This window comes from Oceanobacillus luteolus (genome assembly GCF_023715655.1).
Taxonomy (GTDB): domain Bacteria; phylum Bacillota; class Bacilli; order Bacillales; family Amphibacillaceae; genus Oceanobacillus; species Oceanobacillus luteolus.
This window is the reverse complement of the sequence record NZ_JAMBON010000015.1, coordinates 11,790-26,833: the sequence shown is the minus strand read 5'-3', so window position 1 is coordinate 26,833 and position 15,044 is coordinate 11,790. Positions and strand designations below refer to the sequence as shown.

Here is a 15,044-nt window from a genome sequence, read left to right as displayed (position 1 = left end):
TAAAGGCTGCCTCCTTATGTGGGGTAAAAGCCTGTTATATATGGTAAGTTGCTAGAATTAGCGACTTGCCATATCATCATTTAGTTTGAAAACAGCAGGAGGAGTACAAATATGTTCATATCAATGTTCGGTGCAGTGGAGTCAGGGGTCATATATGCCATTATGGCATTAGGTGTATACCTAACTTTCCGTGTGTTGGATTTCCCTGATCTGACTGTCGACGGAAGTTTTGTAACCGGTGCTGCTGTTGCTGCGTTATCCATCATAAATGGAGTTCCCCCAATATTAGCCACGGTTCTTGCTGGTATTGCAGGCTTCCTCGCAGGAACACTGACTGGTTTAATCCATACGAAAGGAAAAGTAAATGCCCTACTGGCTGGTATTCTCATGATGACAGCCTTATATTCTATTAATCTGAGAATTCTTGGACAGCCGACTTTATCACTTCATACGGAAAGTACCATCTTCGATCAATTAGGAAATGTGTGGGCAGGACCAATTGATGACTTTTTTAATGGTATATTAGGTATCTTTGGATTAGAACGCTTGCCAAGCACATGGGGAATTTTAATCGTCATGTTTATCGTGACATTAGTCATCAAGTTAGTAACCGACTATTTCCTGAAGACAGAAATTGGGCTTGCGATTCGAGCAATCGGAGATAATAAACGGATGATCCGCAGCTTATCTGCCAATACGGATAACTTAACCATTTTAGGTGTAGCTTTATCGAATGGTCTAGTCGCTTTATCTGGTGGTTTGATTGCACAGCTGGGCGGATTTGCGGATGTTGGAATGGGAATCGGAATGATTGTTATCGGTCTCGCCTCGGTTATTATAGGTGAGGCATTATTCGGAACAAGAACGATCGCCAGGGCCACACTAGCTGTCATTTTAGGGGCGATCATTTATCGGATGATTGTAACTCTTGCTCTACGTGTAGACTGGCTTGAAACAGGTGATATGAAATTGATTACAGCTGTGATTGTTATTATCGCGCTTATATCACCGAAGATCCTCCAAGCACAACGTGAGAAAAAGCGTCGTTTGGAAAAGCGCCGGTCATTAAAAAGCGGAGGAGGTTCTATCAATGCTTGATTTAAAAAATATATCCATCGTGTTCAATGAAGGAACAGTTGACGAGAAGAAAGCTCTGAACGATATCAACCTGAGTATGAGAAAAGGAGATTTCGTAACTGTAATCGGTAGTAATGGAGCAGGTAAATCAACGTTGATGAACGTGATTGCCGGTAATTTATTTCCGGATGTGGGGGATGTATTAATAAACAAAAAGCAAGTTGTCCACTTGCCTGAATACAAACGCTCACGCTTTGTAGGACGTGTTTTCCAAGATCCAATGGCTGGAACTGCACCATCGATGACGATTGAAGAAAACTTGGCGATGGCTTATTCAAGAAATAAAAAGCGGCGTCTTAGTTTTGGAGTCAATAAGAGTCGTCGCCAAATGTTTAAAGAGTATTTAGAGACATTGAATCTTGGCCTCGAAGACCGTTTGACAGCGAAAGTAGGGCTCTTATCCGGAGGGGAAAGGCAGGCGTTATCTCTGCTTATGACAACCTTTACGGATCCGGATATTCTTCTGTTGGATGAACATACTGCTGCTCTTGACCCATCACGAGCAGAATTGATTACCCACCTTACGAAAGAGGTTGTGGCGAAATCTGGACTTACAACATTAATGGTAACCCATAACATGCAGCAGGCCCTTGACCTCGGAAACCGGTTGATTATGATGGATAAAGGACAGATCATCTTTGAAGCAAGCGGAAAAGAGAAGGATAGGCTGAGGGTAGAGGATCTTCTCCGGGAATTCCAACGGATACGTGGAGAGCAGTTTGAGGATGATCGGGTAGTTTTAGGTTAAATCTGACTAAAAAAAGAAATGCTATCACTTTTAGATGGCATTTCTTTTTATTTTGTAAATAACCAAACTAATCCCAGGATGCCGATTAATAATAGAATAATTATACCGCTAATTTTCCAGTTTGCTCCACCGACCAAATCAGCTAGGTTATTGCCTTTCATACTGCTTGCTGGATGCTTCACTTCCTTTTGTCTTAATTCTTCCCGCATGTTCTCTGGGGATTTCTTTTCATTGTTTATGTCCATCACCTCTATTTAAATTGTATCATAAAATTATAAAATATTTTCTGATAAATTAACACAAAAAATAACCTGTCAATTTCAGTGACAGGTTATGAATGATTAAATGACACCTTGGGCAATCATAGCGTCGGCAACTTTCTTAAAGCCGGCGATATTGGCGCCTTGGATCAGATTCGTTGCATTATCGAATTCTTTTGTAGCATCCACGCAGTTTCTGTAAATGCTTTTCATAATATCTTGCAGTCGTTCGTCCACTTCTTCAAAGGTCCATTTCAACCGCATGCTGTTCTGCGCCATTTCTAACTGGGATACAGCAACTCCGCCAGCATTTGCTGCTTTAGCTGGTCCGAATAGGACGCCGTTATTTAAGAAGACTTCTGTCGCTTTAGGTGTACAAGGCATATTGGCGCCTTCAGCAACAACCTTTACACCATTTTTAACGAGCGTGATTGCATGTTCTTCATCCAATTCATTTTGGGTTGCACATGGCAGTGCAATTCCACAAGGTACACTCCAGATTCCAGCACAATCTTCGGAATATGTTGTATCTGGATGGAAATCAAGGTATTCTTTTATTCTACCTTTGCGCTTTAGCTTAATCTCTTTCACTGTATCTACGTCAATGCCTTTTTCATTGTAAATATATCCCGTCGTATCACTGCAGGCAACAACTCTTGCACCTAGCTGGGACGCTTTTTCCATGGCATAGATGGATACATTTCCGGAACCGGAGACGGCAATTGTACTGCCTTCCAATCTCATTCGGTTATCTTTCAACATTTCTTGAACAAAGTAGATCGTACCATATCCTGTAGCTTCCGTTCTGCCGAGGCTTCCACCAAAATCTGGCGCTTTTCCAGTGATGACACCAGCTTCATAAGCACCACGCAAACGTTTATATTGGCCAAACATGTAGCCAATTTCTCTTGCGCCGACTCCGAGGTCTCCTGCAGGAACATCGATGTCTGGTCCGATATATCTAGCGAGTTCCGTCATAAAGCTTTGACAGAAGCGCATAATTTCATTGTCGGATTTTCCTTTAGGATCAAAGTTCGAACCACCTTTACCACCGCCGATTGGCTGTCCAGTCAATGAGTTTTTAAAGGTTTGTTCAAACCCTAGAAATTTAACAATACTTGTGTTCACGCTAGGGTGAAAACGAAGACCACCTTTAAATGGCCCGATAGCGCTATTGAATTGTACTCGGTAACCACGGTTGACTTGAGTTTTTCCATTGTCATCCACCCACGTTACACGAAAAGTTATCACACGTTCTGGTTCAACGATTTGCTTGAGGATCCCTTTTTCGATATATTGAGGTTCTTTCTCTAGCAGGGGGTAAATCGATTGGAGGAATACAGCAACGGCTTGATGAAACTCTGGTTCATTCGGATCTTGTTTGACAACAGAGTGATAGATTTCGTCTAGATAGTCCGCTACATATTGACTTGGTTTCTTTACATTTTCACTTATGATTGTCATCTTGCTTGCCCTCCTTATAGTCGAAATAGTCTTATCCTATTTTAACTTTTATTATTTATCTAAACAATATAAAATATAGATGAAATTAATGCCAATATGAGATAATAGGGGAGGAGGCGATAAAATGGAGTTGAGACAGATTGCATATTTCATTGAAGTGGCAAAGAGGGAGCATGTTACAGATGCGGCCAATCATTTACATGTCGCACAATCCGCAGTTAGTCGGCAAATCTCCAAGTTGGAGGAAGAACTTGGAGTCGACTTATTTATTCGGGATGGAAGAAATGTACGGCTGACTCCGATTGGAGAAGTTTTTCTGAAGCATATGGAACAAGCGATGCATGTCATTCAGGATGCGGAGCAGGTCATTAAAGAATATACGGATCCCGAGACAGGGACGATTCATATCGGTTTTGTCAGTACGCTGGCTCTATATATCTTGCCAACATTGATATCCGCGTTCAGAAGGGAATACCCTCGAGTAAAATTTAAATTAGTGCAGGGGAACTATTATGAACTGAAAGAGTCCGTGATCAAAGGGAGGACGAATATGGCGTTACTAGCTCCGGTACCAGTCGATGATCGGCGGTTGAGGGGAAAGATTCTTTCTACAGAAAAGATAGTTGCATTACTGCCCAGCAATCATCCAAAAGCAAATCAAAGGACACTTCGACTTTCCGAATTACGGGATGAATTGTTTATTATGTTTCCGGAGACATATTTATTACGGAAAATCCTTGTAGATGCTTGCGAACAAATAGGTTTTACGCCAAATGTTGCATTTGAAGGGGATGACATTGATGCCATCAAAGGACTGGTTTCAGCAGGACTTGGAATCTCGCTTGTCCCAGAAAGTACGTTAGTGGAAAATATCCCAAGAAGAGCAGTGCGCATTCCACTGATTGAACCAGCCGTCACTCGTACAGTTGGAATTGTGATACCAGATGATCGGGAGCTGCTGCCAACGGAAAAGCTATTTTATGAGTTTGTCGTTGATTTCTTTAGTCGTTTAGAGCAATTTCAGAAGTAAGGTTCGGCAACTTTTCTCATCATAAAAAGTCGCCGAACAGGATATTTAATTTAAAGCTTCCATCTCGACCAGATCACCGGTCACTGCATCAATTGCTAGTGCGGAATCTATTTTACCGCAAAGGATATATTCTTCGTTTATTTTATCATAGACGTAAATCGGGCTAATTTCGATATGCTTGTAAAGTCTGTCAAAAGCTTCATCTTTCGTTATAGTTGCTTCTGGTGCACTAGACAATTCTTGAAAAGTATCAAGCAGGGCTTGATTATCAATATGGTTAATTGGTTGAAGTGTATCTGTTTCAAGTACAACTGTTAATTTACGGGTAATCACTCGTAACTCTGGTTTATTCAAACGCAGAACTGCATAAATATATTTATCCTCCCGCTGGATTGAAGTTAGCATCCATTTTCCTGACTCCTCAGGTTTGATATGTTGGAGGTATGCTTCCACCTGTCGAATGACTTGATTCTGTTCTTGGTCGGTTAGAGGCTCTGGCCCTTGAACTTTATTATTCAAAGCTTCCTCCACGGATGCATCCGTGCTTTGGTCGATTTCTTTCTTAGGAAATTCGCTCGGTTCCGCATTTTCCCACTCTAAGGCCTGATTCAATAAGACATGGGCAGGGTCTGTTTCCACTTCTTCGTACGAGAGGACTTCCTTCGTTGTATTTGTAATAAAACTGCTTGATATCGTATAGACTTTCTGCCATTTCTCTTCATCAACGATTGGAATTTCCAATAGTGTCAATTGATTTTTCACTAATTCTTTTGTCTCTGTTTCTGTTAGGGCAAACGGTTCCCAACTGACTTTTTCTGCATCAGGAAAATTCCCATGCATGGTGAAGAGACTTAATTTCCCTTCATCATTGAATTCGAGCTCAATATAACCGGACGGGTAAACTGGGATATTATCCACCGCCGCTAGAAAAATCAGATCGGGACCTTCTGTATTTTCCAGTTTGAATTGCCGGCCGAATTCAAGGCCCGTTTCATTCTCTACCCACTCAATTGCCATTTCAGGTGCATCACTAGTTGGAAGTTCAGCCTCCAAATCATTTATACCATCAACAAATATTAGGCTCTTCACCCGTTTCGTATGGAAATCAACATCGATACTGACGGTGCCGGGAGGATTGAATTCATCGGTTTCATCTGTTGATCTGGTTGGAAACCATTCCATATTGAAAATATAGGACAGTTCATTATTGTGATCTTTTTCTTTGAATAGTTGATATCGCTTTAATTGGAATTCATCCAAGCTAAACTTTCTCTTTGTGAAGTCGACTAATTCTTGTAATTTCTCATGCATATATTTCCCTCCGTATCAAATTACTCTCTTAATACTATAGCATTCCTTAAATGTGCAAGAAAATAACCCTCTCCAACTAAAAGAGAGGGAAATGTGTTTATTGAATGATTGAGCTAAAAATAATGATAAGGAAACATCAGTTTATTCCGTTGCAATCTTAACGAAAGTATTGAATAAGTCCTTTTGCTATTGCATCAGCAACTTGATTTTGATAATCGGCGGTTTGAATGATGGATAGATCATAAGCGTTTGTAATAAATCCGAGCTCAAGTAAAATTGCCGGTGCAATGGTGTTGCGAAGTACTTTATAATTTTCTTTGCCCATTCCCCGATTATTCAATGGCACGGTAGAAGTCAGGCTGGAGTGTATATCTTTTGCTAAAGCATATCCCGCGTCACTTGAATAAAACGTATTGATCCCTTGTACAGAAACAACAGGGAAAGAGTTATAGTGGACACTGATAAATGCATCTGTATAATGCGTGTTGCTTATCGAAGCACGCTCATCCAAAGATAAATAATAATCTCCGGTACGAGTTTCGATAACTGTGGCTCCATAATTACGGAGTGTTTGGGCGATGGTGCTCGTCGTATCATACACTAAGTCTTTTTCATATAATCCACGGAGCCCGATAGCACCTGGATCTCTTCCTCCGTGGCCAGCATCGAGTACAATGGTATATCCTGAAAGTGAACCAATGGAAGAGCTTTGAGCTGCTGTGTTTGTGCGGTTTTTTTGTTCTTTTGGAGACTGAATTGAATCTGTAAGCCAGGAAGCAATCCAACCAGTTTGTCCGTTCGATAAGGATATTTGGATCCATTCCCCAGAATGATCGATTGCATTAAACGTTTCTCCTTGGGATGTCCCTGCAACGACTCGATAATCCAGACCTGGGCCAGAACGGATATTTACACTTGATTCAGTGACGGTAATGCTGGCAGTCGCTGAACTCATCGATTTTTGACTGGAAGTTGTTGTTGAACCGGTAGGAATTAAGTAATGTTTGGCAACCCACGCCGGCTCCCCAGCATAGTACGTTTGTACCCACCCATACTTTTCCTGGAAGGCTGTCAGTTTGTCGCCTTGTTGCAGCAGGCCGATGATATCGGCGTCCCCATCTGCGGCCTCACGAACATGTAGAATATTTACTCCAACTTCATAGGTTTGACCACTAGCGGCAGTTGTTGTTTCAACATGGACGAACAAGGTCAAAAGTAATATTAAGATAATGCCGATTCCAAAGTTTCTCATAGATGCCTCCTTATACTTGGAAAAAATTAGATTAGTAGTTTCATCATAATATGAAAGATGATAGTAAACAAGCCTCATTTAATGAAAAAATAAAAAAAAGCGTATCTGCATAAGCAGATACGCCTAGATATTTTTTCCTGTGTGTAATAAAAGCTTGATTAAGAACGACTTCATTCGAAAGTAACTTCGAACTCCATCCGTGTCCTAGTCCGTATGTCCCTACGATACAAAGGACGTGCTAATACAGGCCTCTTTTAGACAATCGCGTTCTTAGACTGTAAGGTCGCTTTCACTTTTGGGCTTAATCCCAAACTTCACTCGCAATTATTAGACTGACACTAACGCCGATTGCTAAGGATACAACATACATTAACATCTTATGACCTCCCACCAAGTAAATACTATTATACTACTATTATAGTATATAACTTCTGAAATGGAAAAAGAATTTGCTGATTAATGGGAAGTGTATATTTTAGTTCGTTAAGTATTACGCTTTTAACCATTTCCAAATCTCGCCTGGAGTTGCATTTTTACCGTACATGAGTATGCCGACTTTAAATATCTTTCCAGCAAGCTTAATGAATAAGAGTGTACTTACGATAATGATTGCCAGTGAGAGGATGATTTCCATCCATGGCCATACGTCCAGTAAGGTCAGTCTTAGTAAGAGCACGCCAGGTGCGGTAAATGGAACATAAGTGCCAATTTGTGCCCATAGCCCAGATGGATCCCCAATGACTGGACCGATGAAGAGAAATGGTAAAAATGGCAGCATCATGACAATCCCTTGGAAGTTCCCGGATGTAGTAACATCTTCAATCGTTGCACCAATTCCAACGAAAATCGCTGCAAACATCAAGTAATTGAGTACCGCTATAAAAACAAAAAGAAGTGTTTCCGGTACGAAAAGATATTCAAAGATTGGTATATCCGTTTGAATCATAATAAATGGAATTAAAAATACCAATAACACAGCTGCTTGAATCAAACCAAGTATGAAATACCCAATAATTTTTCCTTGCATCAACTCTCCTGGAGTTAAAGAAGATAAAATGATTTCTGCGATCTTATCCTTTTTCTCTTGTGAGGCACTTTGGAAAATAGCCATTCCTGTAAATACGATTGATATAAAAATGATGCCCCCAAAGGCAGCTGGAATCATTCTAGCGAGGAAATCATCTTCAGACGCTTCTTCTGGTGCTGCAGCTTCTTCAATCGCTTCGGTTTCCGCCCCCATCTCAGCAAAATATACTCCTCGGCTGATAACTGCTGATTGCTCCTCAGTCAGCCCAAGTTGATTCATTTGATAGGCGAGGATAGGTCCTTGGAAAACAGCCAATTGATTAGTGAAGAAGGCGTCTGTATCTTCACTTGTATAGACTGGGACAATTCCCTCTAATAGTGAAGCATCGTTTAAATAGATATATGCGGTTGCTTCAGTATCCTCGATTTCAGTCATGGCATCTTCTTCCGACACGTCTGTGGCGTGTAATTCCCAACCTAGTTCACTGTTATGTACTAGACTCTCTAATTCTTCCATAATCCCAATTTGATCGTCGATGAAAATAGTCATCTCGTTAGATTCATCTTCTGAATCACCGCCAATCCAACTTCCGAAAAAGCCGAAACCGATGATGATAAGCGGGGTCAGAAAGAGTCCGATGATGAAAGATTTATTTTTCATATTTCGTTTAACTTCCCATTTTGCAACTTTCATTGAATTACGCATGTGCTTCACCTTCCTTCGTCATCAGTCTTTTGTCCGTTGCTATATCAATAAAGATCTCGTGTAGGGAAACGCGATTCATAGATAGCTCTTGGATGTTCAAATCTTCTGGGAGATGTTTCACCCATCTGGATGGATGAACATCTTTCGTTAAATATAAAACGGAAACATCGCCGTCTTGTTCAATATGTTCAACCTCTGGGATGGTTTCCAGTAAATGAATATCGTTCTGTCCTTGGATGGTACATTTGAAGTTCGCATATTCTGTTTTGACTTCGTCGAGCGTTCCGTAAATGACTTTCTCACCACGTTGAATCATAAATAGACGGTCACACATTTCTTCTACTAAGTTCATTTGATGGGAGGATAGTAGGATAGATGTACCAGCATCACGTAATCTGCGGATTTCTTCTTTGAAAATATCCTGACTGACCGGGTCAAGTCCGGAAAATGGCTCATCGAGGATCAGCAGTTCAGGTTCGTGGATGACAGCTCCGATAAATTGCACTTTTTGTCCCATCCCTTTTGACAATTCTTCGATGGAAACATTCTCTTTACCTTCTAAATCAAACTTTTTCAAATAATCGAGGATACGCTCCTTTGCCTTATCAAGCGGGTAATCCTTCAAGTCCGCCAAATAAAGTAGAATATCCATCACCTTTACATTTTTATACAAGCCACGTTCTTCAGGAAGGTAGCCGATTTTGTTTTGTGGAATACCTTTCCCTTTATGATTATGGAAAGTGATTGATCCTTCATCCGGATACAAAATCCCCATAATATTACGGATGGTCGTTGATTTTCCTGCACCGTTTGGACCGAGGATTGCCATAATTTCTCCTTTTTTCACTTCAAAGGAGATGTTTTTGAGGACTTGCTTATCTTTAAAGGATTTGTTCAATCCTTTTACCTCTAACATTGTTTGCATCTAAGTAACTCCCTTCAATAATATGTAAGTGTAATAGGTTATACGTTTATATAGGATTTAAGTTTCAGTAAAAACTTATCATATTTATAAAATAACTACTACTCTTATTTTAGTATGAAGATTGATTTTAAATTATTTCCATTCTCGAAATATTTCGGTATAATTTACTATTAGTATAAGGAGAGGAAGTTTGATTAATGGCTCAGGCTCGGGTACAGACGAAAACGAAACAGGACATCATCTGGTCGAAGGATTTTGTTTTTATTTGGCTGGCTAATTTTTTCATTTTTTTAGGCTTTCAAATGACATTACCGACCCTCCCGCTTTATGTGAAGGAGCTTGGTGGAAATGATCAGCTTGTTGGTGTGATTGTAGGTATATTCACCTTTTCTGCTCTTATTTTAAGGCCGTTCGCAGGTCATGCGCTAGAAACGAAGGGGCGTGGCTTTGTCTATATATTTGGGCTTACTATATTTGTTATATCCATGGGAGCTTATGGTTTTCTAGCGAGTCTCCTCTTTCTCGGTATAATCCGAGTGATTCAAGGAGTTGGCTGGGGCTTTTCAACAACTGCAGGAGGAACGATCGCCACTGATTTAATTCCCCCGCATCGACGTGGAGAGGGAATGGGTTATTTCGGATTATCTGGAAATATTGCGCTCGCTTTCGGTCCTTCGCTTGGATTGGGACTGATGGGAGTTCTTAGTTTTAATGAAATCTTTTTAATATGTAGTGGGCTAGGGTTCATTGCTTTGCTATTTTCTTTAGGGATCCGGTATAAGAAGGTAGAAGTTTCAAAAGAACAAACACACGTAGCCAGGTTTGACATCATTGAAAAAACGGCGATACAACCGTCGATTCTCATGTTTTTTATCACGGCGACGTTTGGTGGAATCGCAACATTTCTTCCATTGCATGCATGGGAGAGGAATGTTGATGGCATCGCAACTTATTTTCTTGTCTATGCCATCTTTTTGATGATTTCCCGTACATTTGCTGGTAAGGTTTACGATAAGAAAGGGCATCTCTATGTCTTTCTTCCAGGTACTGCTCTTATTTTATCTGCCATGCTTTTACTTGCTTGGCTTCCAAGTACGTTGATCTTATGGACGGCAGGTGCAATTTATGGGTTTGGGTTTGGTACGGTACAGCCGGCTTTGCAAGCTTGGGCAGTTGACAAGGCGGAAGCCAATCGAAAAGGGATGGCAAATGCAACGTTCTTTTCCTTTTTTGATTTAGGAATCGGAATCGCAGCCATTTTCTTTGGCTTTCTGGCAGCCACAATCAACTACGCCTCCATCTACATCGCATCGGCCATATCCATCGCATGCTCAATGATGATATATATTTACTTTTACATAAAAGAAAAGCGAGCCGCGAAAGTGTAGATTAGTTCACTCATGATAGAGTAGAGCCTTTCTCCTGGAGGTTCGCAGCCCCCATACACCTTCGCTTTTCGCGGGCGGCTGTTGAGCCTCCTCGGGCGTAACCGCCCTGCGGGGTCTCACCGATGCCTTTCCTCCCGCAGAAGTCTTCGGTGTATGGGGGCTGCTCAGAGGGAGGCTGAAGATTAGTGCATCAATCTTTTTAATGATTTGAGTGTTTATCCGTTAATACTGAATAAATATATAAGTAATTGCTATTTTTTTTATGGGTCATGAATTATTAAAGTACACACATTTTAAAGGTACATTTATTGAGATTCAGTGATTCAAATTAAAATATTCCTTGGAGCAGTCCAAATACCTCAAGGCTCCTGCAGGGGGATAGGCCAGAGTGAGACCCCGCAGGGCGCTTGCGCCTGAGGCTGAATAGGAACGCCATGTCCTGTGGCAATGTCTGCACTTGCACATCTTGTGCGTCGGAGGTTCACGGGCCGAGGGGTATTTGGATTGCGGACTTCCAGTAGAAAAAGACTTTTAAATGGTTCATTTCACTTTTATCAACTATTCCTATAAAATAGTAATAATAAGCTATTTGCACATAAAGGCGGGTTTACAATCTTGAAACAATTAAAAGACGTTAACATAAGCAGGTTATTTCCATCGGCCATATACCGAAGGGGAGTTGAATATTTCAAGAAAGACAAAGTCCACGATCTAGTCTATGACCGAAACCATCAAGTTTGGACTGCGATGGTCGACGGTAGCGAAAATTACTTTGTGGAAATCGATATGCGCGAAGCAGAAAAAGGAACGATTGATACATATTGTGACTGTGCTGCATTTGATACCTATGGTTCTTGCAAGCACATTGTAGCAACCTTATTAAGCATTCAAACGAAAGAGAATAATAAAGAACCTGTACTTGCCTACGATTACGTAAAAACAGATAGGTTCATCGAGCAACTGAGTGCACTTCAGCAATTGGAACCTAAAAAGCCTGGCCATATTTTCGAACAGGAACCGGTACAGGTGGAGTATCATTTACATCACCATTATACCGGCAATCTATCAGTGGAATTGAAATTTGGAGTTAAACGTCCCTATGTTGTAAAAGAATTGTTTAAACTAATCGATGCCGTGCTTACCGGAAACGAATATTATTTTACAAAGAATTTTACATATCGACCTGAAGAGCATTATATATTGGGTCAGGACGAAGAGATTTTCCGGATGTTACATGCAATCCAAAAAAACGAGAACATCTACCACTCGACGATTTATGCAATGACAAGCGGCACGGATGATCGTTACATCATTATTCCACCGCTGGCAGCTAGAGAACTACTGGAAAAACTCGTGGAACGGAAGACCTCCATTCGAATATCCAACAGAACTTACTCCAACATATCCATTGGAGAAGGGTCGCTACCTTTTGAATTCATGCTGGAGAAGAGCAAAGAAGATGTTTTGCTCCGGCTTGCAGAAGGGAACGATGTGTCGATTCTAAAAGAGTACAATATGGTATTCAGTGATGGAGTGTTTTATTTTGCGACTCCTGAAGAAACGAATATTATTGATAAATTATTTCAGTTTAATGTTAATGATTTGTCGCTCGCCATCTCGAAACAGCAAGCGGACCGGTTCTTTTCTGAAGTCATTCCATCACTGAAAATCGTAGGAGATGTGAAAGTAGCGGAGAACATTATTGAAGAAGTGATCCAAGTACCACTTCAAGCAAAGCTCTATCTCGAGCTTGAGGATGAATTGATCACAGGAAAACTGGAGTACCATTATGGTAAGCATGTTGTTGATCCTTTTAATGGCAGGGATCAGAGTGATCTCATCATCATTCGCGAAGTTGAAAAAGAAATGGAAATCATGCGGCTGATTGAGCATGCGAATTTTAGGTACAATGGAAAAGAACTTTATTTGGAAACAGCTGAGGAAGAAGAGCTGTATGAGTTTTTATATGATATCTTGCCATTATTAGCGGATAAAGTGGAGCTTTTCCTTACTTCAGATTTAAAATATATGATTGTTGAACATGAGCCGACTGCAACAACGAATGTCAATGTAGACACGAGTTCCAATCTATTGGAAATCAGTTTTGATATTGATGGTGTAAATGAGCAAGAAGTGGAGTCCATACTTCAGGCGGTGATTGAGAAGAAACGCTTTTATCGTTTGGATAGCGGGGCATTAATGTCATTGGAAAACGATGCATTTTCCTCGATCCATCAGTTCTTTGACAGTTTGGACATTCGAAAACAGGATGTAGAGGGAGGTAACGTGCAAATGCCGCTATACAGAAGCACGCAAATTGATGAGCTTATTGATACGAAGAAAAGTTATGATCCGGCGTTCCGGTCTTTAATCCATCATTTACGTACACCGGATGAACAGATTGATGAGTTGCCGGAAAACTTGAATGCGACACTCCGTAATTATCAGGTCACTGGTTATCAATGGTTCAAATCATTAAGCCGTTATCACTTAGGCGGAATATTAGCAGATGATATGGGGCTTGGAAAGACGATTCAAACGATTGCTTACATCGCTTCTGAGCCAAGTGATAAGTTACATCTGGTCGTTGCACCGTCTTCTGTTGTTTACAATTGGAAAAATGAATTTATGAAATTCACACCGGATTTGAAGGTTGCCATCTTAACGGGAACCCCCGCTGAACGGCTTGAAAAAGTAAAGAATCTACAAGATGTGGATGTGTGGATCACTTCTTATTCGACGCTTCGGCAAGATATAGAGTTATATCGTAATCTTGAATTCCAGACGATGATTCTGGATGAAGCGCAATATATAAAGAACTATGCAACAAAAACATCTCAAGCAATCAGACAAGTGAATGCATCTCGTCGCTTTGCTTTAAGCGGAACACCAATTGAAAATTCAATTGAAGAACTATGGGCGATTTTCCAAGTGATCTTGCCTGGATTAATGCCATCTTTACGCAAATTCAAGCAATTGACGAATGAAAAAATCTCCAGTCTCACACGACCATTTATTTTGCGGAGATTGAAACAAGATGTGTTGAAAGAATTACCGGAGAAAATAGAATCGGTAAGCTTGTCGGAATTGACTACGGAACAAAAGGAGCTTTATCTCGGTTATTTGCAGCAAGTACAGCAGGACGCTTCCCAGTCGTTGAAAGAGAGTGGCTTCAATAAAAATCGAATGAAGATTTTAGCAGGTTTAACACGGTTACGTCAGATATGTTGCCACCCATCTTTATTTATCGAAAACTACCAAGGTGACTCTGGAAAGTTGCAACAATTGATGGACACCGTAAGGACTGCTTTGGAAAATGGCAAGCGCATGCTGATCTTTTCACAATTTACGAGCATGCATGAAATCATCATGAAGGAACTTGAAAAAGAGGGAATTGATTTCTTTTACTTAAGTGGAAAAACAGAGTCCGAAGAGCGGGTCATGATGAGTGAACGCTTCAATCAGGGAGAAAAAGATATTTTCCTCATCTCATTGAAAGCTGGCGGAACAGGTTTGAATTTGACCGGAGCAGATACGGTGATTCTATATGATCTGTGGTGGAATCCGGCAGTGGAAGATCAAGCGACAGGACGTGCGCATCGTTTTGGACAAAAAAATATCGTTCAAGTTATCCGATTGATTGCGGAAGGAACGATTGAAGAAAAGATATATGAATTGCAACAGAAAAAACGCGAGCTGATCAGCCAAGTCATCCAACCAGGCGAACAAATGCTGAGCAGTCTCAGTGAGGATGATATCCGAGAACTGTTGAGCTTGTAAGGAAAGAGTCGAACAGG

11 protein-coding genes are annotated in these 15,044 nt (G+C 40.8%); 5 read left to right on the top strand and 6 right to left on the bottom strand.

The genetic code is table 11. From position 1 onward, the window contains the following. Positions 1–111: 111 nt before the first annotated feature. Both M3210_RS10605 and M3210_RS10600 read left to right on the top strand, forming a co-directional pair. A complete protein-coding gene (locus M3210_RS10605) occupies positions 112–1,098 on the top strand; it encodes an ABC transporter permease (RefSeq protein WP_251514185.1) in 987 nt (328 codons plus the stop codon). Further along, positions 1,091–1,885, top strand: coding sequence for an ABC transporter ATP-binding protein (locus M3210_RS10600; RefSeq protein WP_251514183.1), 795 nt, complete (start codon positions 1,091–1,093; stop codon positions 1,883–1,885). The genes M3210_RS10605 and M3210_RS10600 overlap by 8 nt, the downstream gene beginning before the upstream one ends. A 47-nt stretch (positions 1,886–1,932) precedes the next feature. Here the strand turns inward: M3210_RS10600 and M3210_RS10595 are convergent, their stop codons facing one another. Together M3210_RS10595 and gdhA are read right to left on the bottom strand one after the other, a co-directional pair. Further along, entirely contained in the window at positions 1,933–2,130 is a 198-nt protein-coding gene (locus M3210_RS10595; RefSeq protein WP_285853711.1) for a DUF6366 family protein, read from the bottom strand. 96 nt (positions 2,131–2,226) lie between these two features. Further along, a complete protein-coding gene (gene gdhA, locus M3210_RS10590; protein ID WP_251514181.1) occupies positions 2,227–3,609 on the bottom strand; it encodes an NADP-specific glutamate dehydrogenase in 1,383 nt (460 codons plus the stop codon). 124 nt (positions 3,610–3,733) lie between these two features. Between gdhA and gltC the strand changes: the two genes are divergently transcribed. Then, positions 3,734–4,639 carry a glutamate biosynthesis transcriptional regulator GltC gene (gene gltC, locus M3210_RS10585; protein ID WP_251514180.1) on the top strand — a complete coding sequence of 302 codons (906 nt, stop codon included), beginning with the start codon at positions 3,734–3,736 and terminating at the stop codon, positions 4,637–4,639. Positions 4,640–4,684: 45 nt separating this feature from the next. On the opposite strand, the gene M3210_RS10580 is transcribed toward gltC, so the two are convergent. The 4 genes from M3210_RS10580 to M3210_RS10565 form a co-directional block, all read right to left on the bottom strand. Beyond that, positions 4,685–5,950, bottom strand: a complete 1,266-nt coding sequence (locus tag M3210_RS10580) for a hypothetical protein (protein WP_251514179.1) — start codon at positions 5,948–5,950, stop codon at positions 4,685–4,687. A gap of 157 nt (positions 5,951–6,107) precedes the next feature. Next, complete coding sequence (locus tag M3210_RS10575; RefSeq protein WP_251514178.1) at positions 6,108–7,202, bottom strand: N-acetylmuramoyl-L-alanine amidase family protein; 1,095 nt, start codon at positions 7,200–7,202, stop codon at positions 6,108–6,110. 490 nt (positions 7,203–7,692) lie between these two features. Continuing rightward, positions 7,693–8,934, bottom strand: a complete 1,242-nt coding sequence (locus M3210_RS10570) for an ABC transporter permease (protein ID WP_251514177.1) — start codon at positions 8,932–8,934, stop codon at positions 7,693–7,695. Further along, positions 8,927–9,859 carry an ABC transporter ATP-binding protein gene (locus M3210_RS10565; RefSeq protein WP_251514176.1) on the bottom strand — a complete coding sequence of 311 codons (933 nt, stop codon included), beginning with the start codon at positions 9,857–9,859 and terminating at the stop codon, positions 8,927–8,929. The genes M3210_RS10570 and M3210_RS10565 overlap by 8 nt, the downstream gene beginning before the upstream one ends. Positions 9,860–10,056: 197 nt before the next feature. Here M3210_RS10565 and M3210_RS10560 point away from each other — a divergent pair, with 197 nt between their 5' ends. Further along, positions 10,057–11,247 carry an MFS transporter gene (locus M3210_RS10560; RefSeq protein ID WP_251514173.1) on the top strand — a complete coding sequence of 397 codons (1,191 nt, stop codon included), beginning with the start codon at positions 10,057–10,059 and terminating at the stop codon, positions 11,245–11,247. A 615-nt stretch (positions 11,248–11,862) separates the two neighbouring features. After that, positions 11,863–15,027, top strand: coding sequence for a DEAD/DEAH box helicase (locus M3210_RS10555; protein ID WP_251514171.1), 3,165 nt, complete (start codon positions 11,863–11,865; stop codon positions 15,025–15,027). Positions 15,028–15,044: the final 17 nt, after the last annotated feature.